Origin of the sequence: Sulfitobacter sp. SK011, assembly GCF_003352065.1 — a bacterium.
In the GTDB taxonomy this organism is placed as follows: Bacteria; Pseudomonadota; Alphaproteobacteria; order Rhodobacterales; family Rhodobacteraceae; genus Sulfitobacter.
In genome coordinates, this window is record NZ_CP025803.1 from 683,794 (window position 1) to 702,297 (window position 18,504).

The window sequence follows — 18,504 nt, forward strand, 5'->3', positions numbered from 1 at the left end:
CGTGCGGCGTTATGCGCCTGTGCGCCCGGCGATGACGCACCATATTATACGCCAAATTAAGGTGCGAGGATTTCACCATGTTTGATGGGTTCACCGCTGAGACATTGGCCCGGATGCAATTTGCATTCACCATATCGTTTCACATTATCTTCCCGGCATTTTCGATCGGGCTAGCCAGTTTCCTGGCCGTTCTGAATGCACGCTGGTTATGGACCGGTGATGATACGTTCCGCGTATTATTCGATTACTGGAAGAAAATATTTGCGGTGGCTTTTGGCATGGGCGTCGTGTCGGGCATTGTCATGTCATATCAATTTGGCACCAACTGGTCCGTTTTTTCGGACAAGGCGGGGCCAGTTTTGGGGCCATTGATGGCCTATGAGGTTCTTTCGGCGTTCTTTCTGGAAGCCGGGTTTCTTGGCATCATGCTTTTTGGTCGCAAGCGCGTGGGCAACGGCTTGCATATGTTTGCCACAGGCATGGTCGCTTTTGGGACGCTGGTGTCGGCCACCTGGATATTGTCGGTAAATTCTTGGATGCAGACCCCTGCCGGTTTCGGGATGAATGACGTAGGCCAGTTTATCCCTCTCGATTGGTGGCAGATCGTGTTTAATCCGTCGTTTCCCTACCGGTTGGTGCATATGGTGTTGGCGGCGTTTTTGACCACCGCTTTGGTGGTGGGGGCCGTGGGTGCGCTGCATCTGCTGCGCGACCGGTCTGACAACCCCAGCCGCCGGATGTTTTCGATGGCAATGTGGATGCTCGTACTGGTCACGCCATTGCAAATTCTCGCGGGCGATTTTCACGGGCTGAATACGTTGGAACATCAACCAGCCAAGGTGATGGCGATGGAAGGCCACTACGACAGCCACGAAGATGGCGCGCCGCTGATCTTGTTCGGCATCCCGAATGCGGCAGAAAAACGGATCGATTATTCAGTTGAAATACCCAAGCTGTCCTCGCTGATCCTCAAGCATGATCTGAACGCGCCGTTGGCCGGATTGGACACAATCCCAGACGAGGATGAACCGCCTGTCGCGATTGTCTTTTTCTCATTTCGCGTGATGATTGGCCTTGGTTTTGCGATGTTGGGTCTTGGCCTGTGGGGGCTCTGGGCGCGCATGCGCGGGCGTCTCTTTGACGCGCCAATGCTGCACCGTGCGGCGATCGTGATGGGGCCGACCGGGTTTATCGCGGTCCTCGCGGGCTGGATCACCACCGAGGTGGGGCGGCAACCGTATACGGTTTATGGCCTGCTGCGCACCTCTGACAGTCTGGCACCAGTGGCGGCCCCGGCGGTGGCTGCGTCCCTTGTCGCGTTCATTGTCGTCTATTTCTTTGTTTTTGGGGCAGGGACTTTCTACATCCTGCGGATGATGGGCCAGTCGGTCAAAGTGGTCAGCGCGCAGCCGTTGCGAGATGACGCGCCCACACGCACAGCAGGCACCACCCCGATGGCGCAGAGCCAGGCAAAAGGAGACACCTGATATGTTTGGATTGGAACTATCGTTCATCTGGGCAGGGATTATCGCGCTCGCTGTGCTGATCTATGTCATTCTGGATGGCTTCGACCTTGGCGTCGGGTTGCTGTTTCCTCTGACCAAGGACGAAGGCGAACGCAATGTGATGATGAATTCCGTGGCCCCGATCTGGGATGGCAATGAAACGTGGCTGGTGCTGGGGGGTGGCGGGCTTTTTGCCGTGTTCCCCTTGGCCTATGCCGTCATCATGCCCGCGCTTTATATTCCGATCACACTGATGTTGCTTGGGCTGGTGTTTCGCGGTGTGGCGTTTGAATACCGTTGGCGCACCAAGCGTTTCAAGCCGTTTTGGGACATGGCATTTTTTGGCGGATCGCTAACCGCAGCAATGTGTCAGGGCATTGCGCTGGGTGCACTGGTGCAAGGGATCGAGATTGAAGGCCGCGCTTATGCCGGGGGCTGGTGGGATTGGCTGAGCCCGTTTTCCGTGCTGACCGGGGTGGCGGTCACCGTTGGCTATGCGCTGCTTGGCGCGACCTGGCTGAACATGAAACTGGTGGGGCGCATCCAGGAACACATGCGCGGACTTGTCTGGCCTCTGGCAATTGCGACGCTGGTGTTTATGGCGCTGGTCAGCCTTTGGACGCCCTTCCAGAATGAAGAGTTCTTTGGCCGCTGGTTCGCTTGGCCGACTGCCGCGTTTAGCGTTTTGGTGCCAGTGTTGGTTGGCTTGGCAGTACTGGGGCTATTTCAAGGGATACGCACGGGCCGCGAGATACGTCCTTTTTTGTGCGCTCTTTCGCTTTTCGTCCTCGGATTTGTCGGGATCGGGATCAGCTTTTATCCCCATATCGTCCCCCCGAGCCTCACGATTGCCGAGGCCGCAGCGCCAGACAGTTCATTGGCCTTTGCGCTGGTTGGCACCCTGGTCCTGTTGCCAATGATTCTGGGTTACACTGCCTATGCCTATTGGGTATTTCGCGGCAAGGTTGACCCCGATGAGGGCTATCATTGATGCCGCCCTGGGTCAGGCGCGTTGGCTGGTTTGTGTTGATCTGGGTGGCATCGGTGCTGGTGCTGGCCGGTGTTGCCTACGGCATTCGGATGGTGATTTTCGCAGGCTAGGTGACGTGACGATCATCCTCTTGCCAATGTTCCACCCACTGGCCACTCTGCACCAAATTCAAACGAGGGAGCCGCCTGATGCGTGCCATGCAAGTCACCGCCTATGATCAGCCATTGTCGATGCAGGTATTGCAGATGCCTGTCCCTGAAAAAGGTCAGGTGTTGGTTCAGATTGACACTTGCGGGTTGAACTTTGGCGACCTGCTGATCATCAAAGGGACGTATCAGGAAAAGCCACCCTTGCCGTTCACCCTTGGGATGGAGCTTGCGGGAACAATCACTGCGCTTGGCGACGGTGTGGATCATTTAAAAGTGGGTCAACGTATAGCGGCCTACACCGGCTTCAACGGGCTTGCAGAATATGCTGCAATCCCTGCCGATGTTTGTGTCCCCATCCCGGATGAGATGAATGCAGTCGATGCCGCCGCATTCCTGATCGCCTATGGCACCAGCCATGTGGGGCTGGCCTATAAGGCGCGCTTGCAACCGGGTGAACGGTTGTTGGTTTTGGGTGCCTCTGGTGGGATTGGATTAACCGCTGTCGAGTTGGGCAAACTGATGGGTGCCGAAGTGATCGCCTGCGCGCGCGGTGCGGACAAACTTGAGGTCTGCAAAGCGGCCGGGGCCGACCATCTGATCAATTCAAAGACGGACGACATCCGCGAAATAGTCAAGGCGCTGGGCGGGGCAGATGTGGTTTATGACCCCGTCGGTGGCGATCAATTCAAAGCGGCGATGCGGGCCTGTAACCCCGAGGCGCGGTTGATCCCGCTTGGTTTTGCCTCTGGTGACGTGCCGCAAATCCCGGCAAACATCCTGCTGGTCAAGAACCTGACAGTGCTAGGATTTTACTGGGGTGCATATGCCCGGATCAAACCGTCGGTATTGACCGACAGTTTCAAGGAACTGACCCGATGGTATGTTCAGGGCAAGCTGAAACCGCATGTCAGTCATGTTCTGCCATTGGATCAGGCCAACGAGGCGCTGGAGCTGTTGCGTACCCGCAAGGCGACCGGAAAGGTGGTCGTGCAGGTGACATCGAAATAGCTATCGTCGCCCGCCTTGGGCCCGAGTGATGTTGCGGGCTTTTTGCCGTTCGCGCAGGAATACAAAAAGGCCCGACCCAAGGATAAGTGCGATGCCCACCCAGACTTCCCAAGATGGCAGGTCGCCAAAGATCACAAAGCCCCAAAAGACAGCCAAAGGCAGCCCGACATATTCAAACGGGGCCACGGTGGCCGCATCTGCCATGCGGTAGGCCTGGCTTAAACAATACCCAATGATGGCGGCGTTCAACCCAAGCCCCCAAAAAACCCAGCCATCACCCGGGGCGGGCCAGACCCAAGCGCGCAGCAGGAATTGCATGGATGCCATGGACGTTTCGTCAACAAACCGACCGTCGCCCGCAACCAGATAAAATGCGACCGAAACGACAATGAACACCGCCTGAATATAGAGTGACAGCACCGATGCTTTGGCAGTGACGCCGAGTTTGCGGGTCATCAACTGGTTGAGCGCATAAGTGACTGCGGCCAAGACCGGCAACAACAGCACCAACCGCGAGGCGTGCAGGGTTTCATCGCCTGCCCAGGGGCGCTGCATGATGACCACACCGACAAAACCGACAGCCACCGCGCTCAGACGCATGACGCCGACTTTTTCACCCAGGATCGGGATGGACAGCAGCGTGATAAAGAGAGGTGCCGCAAAGAACAGCGCGGTCGCTTCGGCCAGTGGCAGTGCTGCAAGCGCTAGGAAAAACGCCATGTTGGCGATCACAACCAGAACCCCACGCAGAACATGCAAACCGGGATGTTTGGTCCTGAGCAGATGCCAGCCACCTTCGAGCTTGACCAAACCAAGGCTAATGATGATCCCGATTGCAGAGCGTGCAAACACGATCTGATGCAAAGGATACCCGCCCGACAGCTGTTTAATCAGCATGTCATTGATGGAGATCGCACCGACCCCGATAAGGACAAACAAGATTGCCAATCCGGCGCGGTTCTGCGGGGCGGTGTTCATGGTCCAGACCTATCAAGCTTGGCTGCATAGTCCAGCGCCTTTGGTGTTGGCGCGCGCTTTGATTCTCGGCTAGGTTCAAACCCGAAAGCCAAAGGAGCCACCCCGATGCAGATGTCAGACACCCGCCAGATCGCAGTTCCGCCATCCGCCGTCTATGCCGCATTGCTGGATCCGGACATGTTGCAAAAATGTGTGCCGGGCGCACAGGATGTGACGGGGTCCGTCGAAGACGGCTACGAGGCGACTGTCGTGCAAAAGGTTGGGCCGGTTAAGGCCACGTTCAAAGGTCAGGTCACGCTGAGTGATCTGGTGCCGGATCAATCATTGACCATCACAGGCGAAGGGAAAGGTGGGGCTGCTGGCTTTGCCAAAGGCGGTGCCGAGGTCCGGTTGTCAGCCAAGGATGGTGGCACTGAGCTAAGTTATGACGTTGAGGCCAAGGTGGGTGGCAAGCTGGCACAACTTGGCAGTCGGATTATTGACGGCTTTGCCAAAAAGATGGCCGATCAGTTCTTTAACAACCTTCAGGAATCACTTGAAGGCCCGACCGAGGACACAGCCGAAAACGACGCCACAGAGGGCCCTGCCAAAAAAGGTTGGTTCGGAAGGTCCAAAGACTGAACCGGTCTGTTCACTTGTGATTTTCCGGTTTAGGTTGCCGCGACATTTAGCGGAGAGCCCCATGCCGACCATTGTGGACATCAAGAACCTGCGTAAATCCTATGACGGTGGCTTTGAGGCGCTCAAAGGCGTTGATCTGGAAATACACGAAGGAGAGATTCTGGCGCTGCTCGGCCCGAACGGCGCGGGTAAGACCACGTTGATTTCCACCATATGCGGGATCACAACGCCGACGGACGGCACCGTGACTGTTGGGGGCCATGACATCATCACCGGATACCGCGCTGCCCGTTCGATGATCGGGCTGGTGCCGCAGGAAATTAATCTGGAACCCTTTGAAAAAGTGATCAACACGGTTCGCTTTTCGCGCGGGTTGTTTGGCAAACCAAAGGACGATGCCGCGCTTGAACGAATTCTGCGCCAATTGTCATTGTGGGACAAGAAAGACAGCCAGATCAGGGCGCTCTCTGGCGGGATGAAACGGCGGGTTTTGATTGCCAAGGCGCTGGCGCATGACCCACGGGTGTTGTTTCTGGATGAACCCACCGCTGGTGTTGACGTTGAGCTGCGCAAAGACATGTGGGAAATTGTGGCAGACCTGAAGGCTGATGGCGTGACCATCATTCTGACCACACATTACATCGAAGAAGCGGAGGCGATTGCCGATCGTGTCGGTGTGATTGCACATGGCGCACTGTTGCTAATTGAAGACAAGGCCAAGCTGATGGCGCGAATGGGCAAGAAGCAACTGGAAGTACAATTGAGCAAACCAATCAAGGCGCTGCCAAAGGCGCTGCAATCGGACGCACTGACGCTTTCTGAGGACGGCACCACACTGATCTACACCTATGACACGAGGGCGGAACGGACAGGCATCACCAAGCTGTTGGCCGACGTTTCAAAGGCTGGTCTGGTACTGACGGATGTGATGACCCGGCAAAGCAGCCTCGAAGATATCTTTGTCGATTTGGTTCAGGAGGATGCGGCATGAACTGGACGGCGATCAGTTCCATTTACGCCTTTGAAATGGCACGGTTTTTCCGCACCATCGCGCAAAGCATCATCTCGCCCGTACTGTCCACATCGCTTTATTTCGTGGTCTTTGGTGCGGCCATCGGCAGCCGCATCCAAGAGGTTGAGGGTGTCAGCTATGGTGCGTTCATCGTACCGGGTCTGATCATGCTCAGCGTGATCACCCAGGCGATATCAAACGCGTCATTTGGCATCTATTTCCCGAAATTCATCGGTACGATTTTTGAATTGCTCTCTGCACCGATCAACTTTTTCGAGATCGTGATCGGCTATGTCGGGGCGGCGGCGACCAAGGCGTTGTTCATTGGGGTGATCATCCTGATCACTGCGTTTTTCTTTGTCGATATTTCAATTGCACATCCCTTTGCGATGGTCGCGTTTCTGGTTCTCACCTGTATCAGCTTTGCTTTGATGGGATTTATTATCGGTATTTGGGCCGGCAGCTTTGAACAGCTGCAGTTGGTACCGCTTTTGATCGTCACACCGCTCGTCTTTCTTGGCGGGTCGTTTTACTCCATCTCGATGCTGCCGCCTGTCTGGCAGGTCATTTCGCATTTTAACCCGGTGGTGTATCTGATTTCAGGATTCCGCTGGGCTTTCTTTGGGTCGGCAGATGTGCCAATTCTAGCCAGTTTGCTGGCGATTGGCCTGTTTACCGGGCTGTGCATGGCGGTGATCTGGTGGATTTTCCACACCGGTTGGCGGATACGGCAATAAACCTTTGGGAACTTGGCTTGTTTGCCTGTGTCTAGCGCTCTACATGGGTTGGTATGAAACGCTGGATCCCTTTCCTGAAATCTGAACCCACCGTTGCCGTGGTCCGCCTCTCGGGTGTGATCGGGCCTCAAAGTCGGTCAGCATTGAACGACGCCACTCTTGCACCGGTGCTTGAAAAAGCATTTGGAAAGGGAAAACCTGTTGCTGTGGCGCTTGAGATAAACTCGCCCGGCGGCAGCCCTGTGCAATCGTCCTTGATCGGGGCACAGATCAGGCGGCTGGCGACCGAAAAGAACATTCCAGTGATCGCTTTTGTCGAAGATGTGGCCGCATCTGGCGGTTATTGGTTGGCGGCAGCAGCAGACGAGATCTATGCAGACCCAAGTTCAGTTGTCGGATCGATCGGTGTGATTTCGGCATCGTTTGGCGCACATGAGTTCATCAAGGATCATGGGGTGGAGCGGCGGGTTCATACGGCCGGAAAATCGAAATCCATGCTCGACCCGTTCCGCCCCGAACAGCCTGAAGATGTGGCACGCCTTAAGACGTTGCTCGAAGACATTCATGAGAATTTCATCGACCACGTCAAAGCCCGCCGTGATGGCAAGCTTACCGACGCGCAGGACCTGTTCACGGGTGAAATTTGGCTGGCCAAACGCGCGACCGAGCTGGGCTTGATTGATGGCATCGGACATCTGCAGCCTTTGTTGAAAGAACGCTTTGGCGAGAAGGTAAAATTGCGGCGCTATGGCGCAAAGAAAGGTCTGTTGTCGCGTTTCGGCGTGCAACTGGTCCATGACGCGGTGCACGGCATCGAGGAACGCGCAGCCTTTGCGCGCTTTGGCCTTTAATTCATGGTCATCAAGGTAGTCCTTCTGTTCATGGTGTTTATGGGCGTCTTGGCGTGGTTTGGAAAAATGCACTGGCTGGGGTCCAAACGTCTGAACCAGACAAAGTGCAAGGCCTGTGGCCGGTACCGGATTGGTAAAGGTCCCTGCGGCTGCGGAGGATCAGATTGATGCTGATGCCTTGGCTGCTTTCCGGGTTGGGTCTGTTAATCTTGCTGCTTGCCGGCGATGCGCTGGTCAAAGGGGCGGTGAACCTGTCCTTGCGATTGGGGGTACCTGCACTGATTGTCAGCCTGACAATTGTGGCGTTTGGAACATCTGCGCCGGAACTGCTGATTTCAATCAAGGCGATTCTGGATGACGCGCCGGGTATCGCATTGGGCAATGTGGTGGGGTCAAACACTGCGAACATTCTGCTTGTGCTGGGTATTCCCGCGCTGCTGGCCACCATGCACACATCTGAATGTAACACGCGAAAGACCTATAATTTCATGATTGGTGCCAGCGTGGTTTTCATAGCGCTGGCGTTTCGCGGTGTATTTGATTGGATTGCTGCGCTGGTTCTTTTGGGTGCGCTTGCCTTTGTGCTTGCCGATCAATTTCGTGAAGCCAAAAACCATCGAGATGCGTGCAAGGGCGACGCCGAAGAAGAGCTTGATGGCGTTGACCCCGATATGCCCGGATGGCGCATTGCGGTCTTTATGGTTTTGGGCCTGATTGGCCTGCCGCTGGGGGCGGGGCTGCTGGTTGATAACGCCACGATTATCGCGCAGGCCTATGGGGTCAGTGACACAGTGATCGGTTTGACGCTGGTTGCGATCGGGACATCCTTGCCGGAACTTGCAACCACCGTCATGGCGGCTTTGCGCAGGCAAGCAGACGTGGCACTGGGCAATGTCATCGGCTCGAACATGTTCAACCTGCTGGCGATCATCGGCATCGCAAGCCTTGTCGGCCCGATCAATGTCGATCCCGAATTCCTGCGATTTGATCTCTGGGTCATGCTGGCGGCATCATTGCTTTTGATTCCGTTCGTTTACCTGAACAAAGACATCACCCGCATCTGGGGCATTGCATTGAGTGCGCTATATGCAGTCTATCTGATTGTTGTTCTGATCTGAGGAGGCCACGCATGGGCCGTGCACTGATAACCGGGGCCGGGCAGCGCCTTGGCCGAGCGATGGCGTTGTATTTGGGCACACGCGGATACGATGTCGCGGTGCACTATGCCAGTTCAGGCGAAGGGGCAAATGCCGTCGTGACCGAACTCAAAGCGATGGGCCGCACGGCTGTTTCTTTGCAGGCGGATCTGTTGGATGAGGAGGCAATCCAGACATTGCTGCCAAGGGCAGCAGAGGCGCTGGGCGGCCCGATCACGTGTCTAGTGAACAACGCGTCGATTTTTGAATACGACACAATTTCAACTGCAACGCTGACCAGTTGGGACAGACACATGGGGAGCAATTTGCGAGCGCCCTTTGTTCTGACCCAGGCGATGGCCGCGCAGGGATTGGCAGCAGAAACCGACCAAACAGGCGAACCGCGTGCTGTCGGGTTGATTGTGAATATGGTGGACCAACGCGTGCGCAAACTCACGCCAGAGTTCATGACCTATACGCTCGCGAAAATGGGACTTTGGGCGTTGACCCAAACCACGGCGCGCGCACTGGCCCCTGCAATCCGCGTTAACGCCATAGGGCCGGGCCCAACGATGAAGGGGCAACGCCAATCTGACAGTCATTTTGACACACAACGGCGCAACACGGTGCTGGGCCGAGGGTCCAATCCAGACGACATTTCGGCCGCGCTGGGTTATTTTCTGGATGCACCAGCCGTGACAGGCCAACTGCTTTGCGTAGATGGCGGACAGCATCTTGGATGGCAAACGCCAGACGTGGTAGGGATCGAATAACGAAGGGTCGCGGCGTAAGTTCTGCACGTCTCCCATCTTCGTTACCAAACTGTTACAAAAAGCCCTTTGTTTTCAGTGAGTTGATATTATAGCAAGAAAATATCATTATAAATCAGGTGCTTACAAAGGTGCCTAAAAATTAGGCAAATCCACGAAGGGGGCCAAAAGCAACAATAATTTTGCCAAGGCCAGAAGTTATCAGCAGAGTTATCCACAAGTTCCGTGGACATGTTAAGTCTTGTAGCGGACCACGCCATATTGCAGCGCAGACAGAGAATCAGACAACCCGATGAACCAGATCCCCAACGCACCGCCGCAAGGCCATGAGGTTATTCAAAGTTATCTCAAAACGATTGACACCTCGCCGGGGGTGTACCGGATGCTGGATGCAGAAAGCCGTGTCCTTTATGTCGGTAAGGCCCGTAATCTGCGAGCCCGCGTCAGTAACTATGCGCGACCCGGCGGCCACTCCGGGCGCATTGCCCGGATGATCGCGGCCACCACGTCGATGATGTTTCTGACCACCAAGACAGAGACCGAGGCGTTGTTGCTGGAACAGAATCTAATCAAGCAACTGAAACCCAAATTCAATGTGCTCTTGCGCGATGACAAAAGCTTTCCGAACATCTTGGTGACAGCGGATCACGATTTCGCTCAGATCAAAAAACACCGCGGTGCCAAAAAAGAGAAAGGCAGCTACTATGGTCCTTTCGCCAGCGCAGGTGCCGTAAACCGAACGCTAAACCAATTGCAGCGGGTTTTTCTGCTGCGCGACTGTTCAAACTCAATGTTCGACAGTCGAACGAGGCCCTGCCTGCAACACCAGATCAAACGGTGTTCGGCCCCTTGCGTCGGCAAAATTTCGAAAGAGGACTATGCCCAAACAGTCCGCGATGCGGAACGCTTCCTGACAGGTAAGACCACGGACATTCAGGCGCGCCTGGCCGCCGAGATGTCGCGCGCCTCACAGGAGATGGAATTTGAACGCGCAGCCGCCCTGCGCGATCGGATCAAGGCATTGACCCAGGTGCAAACAGCACAAGGGATCAACCCCAAAGGCGTGTCAGAAGCTGACATCATCGCCCTGCACATGGACAGTGGACAGGCCTGCGTGCAGGTCTTCTTCATCCGTGCCAATCAAAACTGGGGTAACCGCGACTACTATCCGCGTGTGGGACCGGATGTGGATGCCGCCGAAGTGTTGGAGGCGTTTATTGGTCAGTTTTACGATACCCGCGAACCGCCACGTCAACTGATCCTGTCCAACCAGATTGAGAACCCTGATCTGATGGCGGATGCCCTTGGCGGCAAAATCGGCCGTAAAGTTGAATTGCTGGTCCCTCAAAGAGGTGAAAAAGCGGAACTGGTGGATGGTGCCCTGCGCAATGCCCGTGAATCACTCGCCCGTAAACTGGCCGAAACCGCAACACAAACCAAGCTGTTGAAAGGTCTGGAAGAGGCGTTTGAATTGCCGGGCCCCCCAACCCGGATTGAGGTTTATGACAACAGTCACATTCAGGGCACCAATGCGGTTGGTGCAATGATCGTGGCAGGTGCCGATGGCCTGATGAAAAACCAATACCGCAAGTTTAACATTCGCGGCGACGAACTGACTCCAGGCGACGATTTTGGCATGATGAAAGAAGTGCTGACCCGGCGCTTTAAACGATTGATCAAAGAAGACCCTGATCGCAACGGCGGCATGTGGCCTGATCTTTTGTTGATTGACGGTGGTGCGGGACAGGTCAGTGCTGTTGCTTCAATTATGCGGGAATACGGGGTTGAGGATATTCCGATGGTTGGCGTTGCCAAAGGTGTCGATCGGGATGCCGGCAAAGAAGAATTCCACCGCGTCGGTAAACGGCCGATGGCGCTGCGGCACAACGATCCGGTATTGTATTTTGTACAACGTCTGCGGGACGAGGCGCACCGCTTTGCCATTGGCACCCACCGCGCAAAACGGGCCAAGGCAGTTGGTGCAACGCCACTTGATGATGTGCCGGGAGTCGGGGCCGCACGCAAAAGATCACTGTTGGCGCATTTTGGATCCGCCAAAGCGGTGGCGCGTGCAAATTTGAGCGATCTCAAGGCCGTTGACGGTGTATCTGATGCCTTGGCCGAAACGATTTACGCCTATTTTCACGAGCGTGGATAACCCCGCAATGACGGCGTATTCGGGGATGAGGGATTGTGCCCTGTTGGCGCTTTTAAGCCAGCAAGGGGCGTAGTAAGGTGCCACTATGAAATGGAACCTGCCCAATGTTTTGACGCTTTTGCGACTGGTCGCGGCCCCTGGCGTGGCGTTGATGTTTCTATATTTTACAAGACCTTACGCCGATTGGTTTGCGCTGATCCTGTTTGTGCTGGCCTCGGTCACCGATTGGCTTGACGGCTATCTTGCGCGGGCTTGGAAACAAGAGACCAAGCTTGGTGCGATGCTCGACCCGATTGCGGACAAGGCGATGGTGGTCATCGCCCTGATGGTGATCATCGGTTTTTCAAGCTGGTCGCCTTGGCTGGTGCTCCCCGCGACCGTCATCCTCTTTCGAGAAGTGTTTGTGTCAGGACTGCGCGAATACCTGGGTGATGTTGCCGGGACGTTGAAAGTGACCGCTTTGGCCAAATGGAAAACCACCATGCAAATGGTCGCGATTGCGGTCCTGTTTTCGCAGGGGGTGTTTGAACATTATCTTGGGATGTCCGTTTTTGGCATGGATCAGGACATGATCGGCGCAATCCTGAACGGCGACGAAGAAGATTTGTTTGGTCTGAACTGGAAACTTGCCGGGATGGAATGGTCGGGCCGGGTTGGACTGTGGTTGCTGTGGATCGCGGCCACACTTACGGCGGTGACAGGATATGATTACCTGATGAAAGCCCTGCCACATCTGCGAGAGGGGCGTTGATGGACGTTTTGTATTTTGCATGGGTACGTGAACGTATCGGGGTGCCGCGTGAGCAGGTGCAAACCGAGGCGGCGACAGTGGCTGATCTTGTCGAAGAGTTGCGCGCACGCGAGGAACGTTATGCCCTGGCCTTTTCTGATCTGAGCGCGCTGCGCGTAGCCGTTGATCAGGAATTGAGCGATTTTGATGCGCCGTTGAAAGGCGTTCGAGAGCTGGCGTTTTTTCCTCCAATGACGGGCGGCTGATGCGCATTTTTGTTCAGGACGCACCCTTTGATCTGGGCGCAGAAACCGCAGCTTTTGCTCAGGCTCAGAACAGTATGGGTGCGATTGTGACCTTTACAGGTGTGGTGCGTGACACCCCCGATCACGCATTGGATGTAATGGAAATTGAACATTACCCCGGCATGACCGAAAAGGCGATTTCGTCCATCGCGGAACAGGCAATCAAACGGTTCGGTCTTGGCGACGCGCTCATCATCCATCGGCATGGGCGGCTGGCCCCTGGCGAGGTCATCATGATGGTTGCGACTGCCGCACGGCATCGAAAAAACGCGTTTGATGGCGCGGAATTTCTGATGGACTACCTTAAATCCCGCGCCCCGTTCTGGAAACGTGAAGTCGGCCATGATGGGGCGAACTGGGTGGAGGCGCGAGATGAGGATGAAGACGCATTATCGCGCTGGTTAAAATCTTGATCTCAATCAAAGTATTGTGCGTGTCCCTCTCCTAGGGTGGTGAAGAAATTTACCCGGAGGAAAAACCCATGATTACCAAAATACTCGTCGGCTACGACGGTTCAGAAGCTTCAGGTCGGGCTTTGCGTTTGGGATGCGACATCGCCACCAAATACCGTGCCAAAATCGAGGTATCGCATACCCCCAAAGACGAAACCGTGAGCTATGCCGCCGAAGCGATTTCGGGCTTTTATATTGGCCCAAATGTTGCGCGTGACGAAACCTTGCTGGCCGCGGCAGAAAAGATGGCAGACAAGGCACGTGCAATTGCCGCTGATTGTGGCCATCAGGGCCTTGAAGTGCATATCGGCCATGGCAATCCGGCGGAAGACCTGCTTGCCCGCGCCAAATCGGATGGTGTTGACCTGATTGTCACAGGGCGGCGTGGTCTCGGCGATTTGCGCGGATTGCTGTTGGGCAGCACCTCGCATGGTATCAGCGCCAAGGCGGAATGTGCGGTTTTGACCGTTGCTTAAGGTATGGGTAGCGGTTCAAGCAGGACCGCGGCCCAGCACTTGGAAAACTAGTGAGCTTGCTGGCAGTCTCAGCTGGCTTCGCGTTGCTGTTCGATGAAAGCGCGCATTTCTTCGGCTTCATGACGTGCATCGCGCAGCCCGTCCATGGCGGCGCGCAATTCTGCTTCGGTTTGGGCCAGTTGATTGGTCAACTCGGCCTCACGCTGTTGCAGATAGGTAATCGCCTGATCGCGGGTCTCTTCAGCCTCGTGCAGTTCCTGGCTCATCCGATCCAGTTGAGCGACATCATCCGCGGCTACACGGGTAAAACGATGCAGTAGCCAGTTGGCAAACCAACCCAGACAAAACGCCACAAAAAGAATAATTGCTGTTGCGAGGACGAACTCAGTTCTGCTCATCGTTGGGGCCTTCTTGCACTTGATCTTGAAGTGTATCGCCCGTTTTTGCGGTACTTTCCAGCGTTGTTTGTTCCGGATCACTCACGGTATCGGGACGGATCAGGCGAAATTCGATGCGACGGTTTGCTTCGCGCCCTGCTTCGGTGCCATTGTCGGCAATCGGATTGTCCTCGCCATACCCGCGCGCGACAAAGGAACCGGTCAGAACGCGGCGGGCGCGCAGCTCGTTCAGAACAGATTCAGCGCGCGATTGCGACAGCGCAAGGTTCATTTCTTCGCGGCCCTGACTGTCGGTATATCCTTGAATTTCAAGCAATAAATCACCGCAACGTTTCAAAATCTCGGCGATGTCATCCATCGTATCAAGAGCAGAGGCGTCGATTGTTGCACTGCTCGGCTCAAAATTGATTTTGCCTACTTTCAAAACAGCACCGATTTCGGCCTCGCATTCGTCGGGCGTTGGCAGGCCCAGAACCGGATCAAGTTTTTCTTGATAGGTGACATCAATGTCAAACGCCGCCCCTTCCCCCAGCTTTCCAGCGAGCAAAGATGATATTTCCGTGCTGGCGTCCGGGTTGCCCGTGTATCCCGTCACAGAAAGAGCATCGGGCGTGACGGTCATCGCCCCATTGCTGAGCGTTGAAAGCGCCTCAAGACCTGTCAAAACCCGCGGTGCCCAATCGTCCGGCAATTCTTCGTCAATGCGTGCGGCGGTGTAGACCTTGTCAGATCCAAACCGCGCCTTGGCAAAGCTGTCGGCCAGTTCGCGCAGGGCATCACTGCTCAGGCGACCGCGCAATTGCACCTGACCTTCAGGGCTGAGCGTGGCACTGAATTCGGGCGGGCCTGCGTTTGGATCAACGACCGCAGGCAGGCTGGCATGCAAGGCAAATACATCCGGCAAACTGGTCTCCAGCTCGCCGATCACCCGGTCAAAAAGGGCCTGATCAGTTCCTGCAGCCGCCAGCAAAGTGATATCGGCATCGGCCAATGTGACGGACCCACCCCCAAGTTGTTGCACAGCATCCATCGCCATTGATGCGGCTTCTGTCCAATTTGGACTGGGCACGCCCATGCCAACGGTACACCGTGCGGAATCAGTCAGCCCTGCGCGTCTGCCTGCTTCGACGATGCGTTTGCGTGCCGTTTCGGTATCAGCAGAACAGGCATCGAAACGACCACCATTCTCGTCCAGCTCAAACCGCAGGGTAAAGGGGGTGATCACCGGACGCGGCGCCGCGATATCCAGAATGACCTCAAGCCCTGACGGGATGGACTTTCTAACGGTGGTTTCCATCTTGGCTTTCGCGGCGGCGCTGTCTGCAATGGCCGTGATCGAAACGCGGCCCGCTTCGACCGAGACTTTGGCACGCGGCAGCAGCGCCATTGCACTGATCGCGAAATCAAGGGAACCCTGCCAGCCTTGCGGCGCAGGGTAATCGGCGGTCTCAAGAAGATCCGCCACTTTTTCATCGCCTACCATCGCTTGAAATCTGGCAATGGTCGCGGCTCTGTCGGTGCTTGCAGGGATCAGTCCAATGACTGAAATACCGGAATCATTGCGCAGCACTTCGGCAGAAAAATGAGGCGGTGCGATTGCAGCCTGCGCCTCGACTTCCATGTCATCAATGACACGTGCGGCGTCGACGATGCCGCCTGCGGTGGTCAGGGCACGAAAGCGCACGGCCTCGGTCGGTGCAATCCCGGCAAGCGTGACCTTCAGTCCATCTGCTTCTACTTCAGCCCAAGTCATGCCTTGGTCATCGAGTGCATTACGCACCCCGATTTCAGAGTTTTCTTCGATCAGTTGCACAGAAAAATTTGCGGCTACCAAAGAAACCACCGCAGCCGCAGCAAACGTGAGGGCGATGGTTAGGACAGAGGACAAGCGCATGGGGGTACTTCTGTGTTACTCATGATTGGTCTTTGATACGCAAGTGGGGCAGGGGGTGCAATCATACCAGCAGTGCAACTGCGAAAAACAACAGCGGGATCATGCCGGTGTCTCGATTGGCAAGAAACAATTGGTGGCACTTGGCGGGGTTATGGATGTCGAGGCCGCGCAGTTGCCATGCCATATGCCAGCCCATCGCCCAGGGGCCACCCAATCCGATCACCAGAGCCAGCACTGACGCATTGGGCATCGCGCTAAAGATTACCGCAAGCCCCATCAACCCGACGGACGCTGCCAAAAACCTCCGCAACCATTGACTTGTGTTTTCGCCAAACAGCCGCGCGGTGGATTTCACCCCGATCAGGGCGTCGTCTTCGGTATCTTGATGCGCATAGATGGTGTCATAGAAAAGCGTCCATGCAATACCCGAAAAATAGAGTAATATCGCGGGCGATTGAAGGCTGCCTGTATGGGCCGTCCAGACCAGCAAAGCCCCCCAGTTGAACGCAAGCCCCAAAAACACTTGCGGCCACCAGGTAAAGCGTTTGGCAAATGGATAGATCGCCACCAGCAAAAGCGACAGCACACCCAGTGAGATGGCCGCGCGGTTGAACGTAAATAGGATCAACGCCGCCGCCAGAATTTGTATCACCATCCAGCTAACGGCACCGCGCACGCTGACCTGACCCGACGGTATAGGCCGCGACCGGGTGCGGGCGACCTGTGCATCGAAATCGCGGTCGGTGATGTCGTTCCACGTACACCCCGCACCGCGCATCAAAAACGCCCCCAAGGCGCAGCCAATGAATATCCAAAGATCACCCCAGCGCGGCGTCTGGTCAAAAATGATGGCCAGCGCCAAACCCCACCAGCACGGCAACAGCAAAAGCCATGTGCCAATGGGCCGGTCCGCCCGACTGAGGCGCAGATAGGGACGCGCAAAAGCAGGTGCGTATCTGTCCACCCAATTGTCGTTTGGAGCATCTGCGACAGGTGCATCTGGCGAAGGTGGAGGGTTGTGCATATATCTTGGTCCATGAACGCAAAAATCAGACTTTATGTAGAGCACCCTTTGGGTCAGGGGCAATCGCTGACTTTGGACAAAGCGCAGGCGCATTATCTCTTTGGGGTGATGCGCTTGGCCGTTGGAGCGGCGGTTCTGGTTTTTAACGGGCGTGATGGCGAATGGCGTGCGGATGTTGTCGAGGCTGGCAAGCGCGGGGGCATGCTGCAATGCATGGTGCAAACGAAACTCTTGCAGATGCCGCCCGATCTGTGGTTGCTGTTTGCCCCAATCAAGAAAGCCCGCACTGATTTTATTGTGGAAAAGGCTGCTGAAATGGGGGCCGCGCGCATTCTGCCAGTGATGACAGCCTTCACCAATGCTGGCCGGATTCAGCGTGACAGATTGCAAGCCCATGCAGTTGAGGCAGCAGAGCAATGCGGCGGCACCTATGTGCCCGAGGTTGCAGAGGCTGTAAAACTTGATCGGCTGTTGGAGAGCTGGGACAGCAAACGCAAGATCATGTTTTGCGACGAGGCGCTGGCAGGTGGCACTGCCTGCTTGCCAGATATCACTGCGGCTGTTGGATCCTGGGCGATACTGATCGGGCCAGAAGGAGGGTTTTCTGACAAGGAACGTACGCGCTTGCACGGGTTGGACTTTGCACATCCCGTAACGCTTGGCCCGCGCATTCTGCGCGCGGATACCGCAGCAGTTGCCGCGATGACGCTTTGGCAGGATCGATTGGGGGATTGGGCATGACGTTCTTCCGACCAGAAGCGCAAGCAGAGCTTTGGCGGTGGCGCGAATGCCTTGTGGGGCTGGTGATAACGGCACTGGGCCTATGGCTGGTGCTGGGGCCTGGCCTGTTACTGGCGGTGCCGGGATATGCGCTGATTCTGGGCGGCGCTGCCGGCATCTGGCTGGGCGTGCAACGCGCGCGATTTCGGGGCGCGGACGGCGGGGCAGGGGCCGTGCAGGTCGACGAAGGGCAAATCACCTACTTTGGGCCACTGACCGGCGGTACCGTCGCCCTGCGCGAAATGGACCGTCTAAGCCTTGAACGCGCGATGTTTCCAGCGCATTGGCGCTTGGATCAACCGGGTCAGCAGCCACTGTTAATTCCAGTAAATGCAGCTGGATCAGAGGCATTGTTTGATGCGTTTGCCAGCCTGCCCGGATTAAAGACGGAACGGATGCTGACCGAATTACACGCCACCCGGCATCAAGCGGTTGTGATCTGGCGACGCGGTGGCGGGCCGCTTGAGACGGGCTTGTTGCATTGACACCCCCGGCAAATGCCCGCATCCAAGTCTGACCGTTTTATCTA

Annotated in this window: 21 protein-coding genes; 17 read left to right on the plus strand and 4 right to left on the minus strand. The window is 55.9% G+C overall.

Annotated features, from left to right (window positions below; translation table 11 throughout):
• Positions 1 to 77 precede the first annotated feature (77 nt).
• From C1J02_RS03200 to C1J02_RS03215, 4 genes are all read left to right on the plus strand, one after another.
• Entirely contained in the window at positions 78 to 1,487 is a 1,410-nt protein-coding gene (locus C1J02_RS03200) for a cytochrome ubiquinol oxidase subunit I (protein WP_114877125.1), read from the plus strand.
• A gap of 1 nt (position 1,488) precedes the next feature.
• Positions 1,489 to 2,496 carry a cytochrome d ubiquinol oxidase subunit II gene (gene cydB, locus C1J02_RS03205; RefSeq protein ID WP_114877126.1) on the plus strand — a complete coding sequence of 336 codons (1,008 nt, stop codon included), beginning with the start codon at positions 1,489 to 1,491 and terminating at the stop codon, positions 2,494 to 2,496.
• Positions 2,496 to 2,606, plus strand: a complete 111-nt coding sequence (locus C1J02_RS03210; RefSeq protein WP_114877127.1) for a DUF2474 domain-containing protein — start codon at positions 2,496 to 2,498, stop codon at positions 2,604 to 2,606. The genes cydB and C1J02_RS03210 overlap by 1 nt, the downstream gene beginning before the upstream one ends.
• A gap of 78 nt (positions 2,607 to 2,684) precedes the next feature.
• Positions 2,685 to 3,653, plus strand: coding sequence for an NADPH:quinone oxidoreductase family protein (locus C1J02_RS03215; RefSeq protein ID WP_114877128.1), 969 nt, complete (start codon positions 2,685 to 2,687; stop codon positions 3,651 to 3,653).
• Here the strand turns inward: C1J02_RS03215 and C1J02_RS03220 are convergent, their stop codons facing one another.
• A complete protein-coding gene (locus C1J02_RS03220; RefSeq protein WP_114877129.1) occupies positions 3,654 to 4,631 on the minus strand; it encodes a DMT family transporter in 978 nt (325 codons plus the stop codon).
• Between the two features lie 105 nt (positions 4,632 to 4,736).
• On the opposite strand from C1J02_RS03220, the gene C1J02_RS03225 reads away from it, so the two are divergent.
• From C1J02_RS03225 to C1J02_RS03275, 11 genes are all read left to right on the plus strand, one after another.
• Positions 4,737 to 5,252, plus strand: coding sequence for a CoxG family protein (locus C1J02_RS03225; RefSeq protein WP_114877130.1), 516 nt, complete (start codon positions 4,737 to 4,739; stop codon positions 5,250 to 5,252).
• Positions 5,253 to 5,313: 61 nt separating this feature from the next.
• Positions 5,314 to 6,243 carry an ABC transporter ATP-binding protein gene (locus C1J02_RS03230; protein ID WP_114877131.1) on the plus strand — a complete coding sequence of 310 codons (930 nt, stop codon included), beginning with the start codon at positions 5,314 to 5,316 and terminating at the stop codon, positions 6,241 to 6,243.
• Positions 6,240 to 7,001 carry an ABC transporter permease gene (locus tag C1J02_RS03235; protein ID WP_114877132.1) on the plus strand — a complete coding sequence of 254 codons (762 nt, stop codon included), beginning with the start codon at positions 6,240 to 6,242 and terminating at the stop codon, positions 6,999 to 7,001. Before C1J02_RS03230 ends, C1J02_RS03235 begins: the two co-directional genes overlap by 4 nt.
• A gap of 53 nt (positions 7,002 to 7,054) precedes the next feature.
• On the plus strand, positions 7,055 to 7,852 hold the full coding sequence (locus tag C1J02_RS03240) for a S49 family peptidase (RefSeq protein ID WP_114877133.1): 798 nt from the start codon (positions 7,055 to 7,057) through the stop codon (positions 7,850 to 7,852).
• 167 nt (positions 7,853 to 8,019) lie between these two features.
• Positions 8,020 to 8,970 carry a calcium/sodium antiporter gene (locus tag C1J02_RS03245; protein ID WP_254693192.1) on the plus strand — a complete coding sequence of 317 codons (951 nt, stop codon included), beginning with the start codon at positions 8,020 to 8,022 and terminating at the stop codon, positions 8,968 to 8,970.
• Between the two features lie 11 nt (positions 8,971 to 8,981).
• On the plus strand, positions 8,982 to 9,761 hold the full coding sequence (locus C1J02_RS03250; protein ID WP_114877134.1) for an SDR family oxidoreductase: 780 nt from the start codon (positions 8,982 to 8,984) through the stop codon (positions 9,759 to 9,761).
• Positions 9,762 to 10,050: 289 nt separating this feature from the next.
• Positions 10,051 to 11,916 (plus strand): excinuclease ABC subunit UvrC, encoded by a 1,866-nt coding sequence (gene uvrC / locus C1J02_RS03255; protein ID WP_114877135.1) that lies wholly within the window; start codon positions 10,051 to 10,053, stop codon positions 11,914 to 11,916.
• A gap of 85 nt (positions 11,917 to 12,001) precedes the next feature.
• Positions 12,002 to 12,667: a CDP-diacylglycerol--glycerol-3-phosphate 3-phosphatidyltransferase gene (pgsA, locus tag C1J02_RS03260; protein WP_114877136.1), complete on the plus strand. Its 666-nt coding sequence runs from the start codon at positions 12,002 to 12,004 to the stop codon at positions 12,665 to 12,667.
• Positions 12,667 to 12,912: a molybdopterin converting factor subunit 1 gene (moaD, locus tag C1J02_RS03265; protein WP_114877137.1), complete on the plus strand. Its 246-nt coding sequence runs from the start codon at positions 12,667 to 12,669 to the stop codon at positions 12,910 to 12,912. Before pgsA ends, moaD begins: the two co-directional genes overlap by 1 nt.
• Positions 12,912 to 13,364, plus strand: coding sequence for a molybdenum cofactor biosynthesis protein MoaE (locus tag C1J02_RS03270; RefSeq protein WP_114877138.1), 453 nt, complete (start codon positions 12,912 to 12,914; stop codon positions 13,362 to 13,364). Before moaD ends, C1J02_RS03270 begins: the two co-directional genes overlap by 1 nt.
• A gap of 68 nt (positions 13,365 to 13,432) precedes the next feature.
• On the plus strand, positions 13,433 to 13,879 hold the full coding sequence (locus tag C1J02_RS03275; protein WP_114877139.1) for a universal stress protein: 447 nt from the start codon (positions 13,433 to 13,435) through the stop codon (positions 13,877 to 13,879).
• A gap of 68 nt (positions 13,880 to 13,947) precedes the next feature.
• On the opposite strand, the gene C1J02_RS03280 is transcribed toward C1J02_RS03275, so the two are convergent.
• The 3 genes from C1J02_RS03280 to ubiA all read right to left on the minus strand — a co-directional run bounded on the left by C1J02_RS03280 (position 13,948) and on the right by ubiA (position 17,195).
• Entirely contained in the window at positions 13,948 to 14,277 is a 330-nt protein-coding gene (locus tag C1J02_RS03280) for a hypothetical protein (protein WP_114877140.1), read from the minus strand.
• Positions 14,264 to 16,171: an OmpA family protein gene (locus C1J02_RS03285; protein ID WP_114877141.1), complete on the minus strand. Its 1,908-nt coding sequence runs from the start codon at positions 16,169 to 16,171 to the stop codon at positions 14,264 to 14,266. The genes C1J02_RS03280 and C1J02_RS03285 overlap by 14 nt, the downstream gene beginning before the upstream one ends.
• Before the next feature lie 61 nt (positions 16,172 to 16,232).
• On the minus strand, positions 16,233 to 17,195 hold the full coding sequence (gene ubiA / locus C1J02_RS03290) for a 4-hydroxybenzoate octaprenyltransferase (protein ID WP_114877142.1): 963 nt from the start codon (positions 17,193 to 17,195) through the stop codon (positions 16,233 to 16,235).
• 12 nt (positions 17,196 to 17,207) lie between these two features.
• Between ubiA and C1J02_RS03295 the strand changes: the two genes are divergently transcribed.
• Entirely contained in the window at positions 17,208 to 17,936 is a 729-nt protein-coding gene (locus C1J02_RS03295) for a 16S rRNA (uracil(1498)-N(3))-methyltransferase (RefSeq protein ID WP_114877143.1), read from the plus strand.
• The gene (locus C1J02_RS03300; RefSeq protein ID WP_114877144.1) at positions 17,933 to 18,460 is read left to right on the plus strand and encodes a hypothetical protein; all 528 of its coding nucleotides are present in this window, start codon (positions 17,933 to 17,935) and stop codon (positions 18,458 to 18,460) included. Before C1J02_RS03295 ends, C1J02_RS03300 begins: the two co-directional genes overlap by 4 nt.
• Positions 18,461 to 18,504 lie beyond the last annotated feature (44 nt).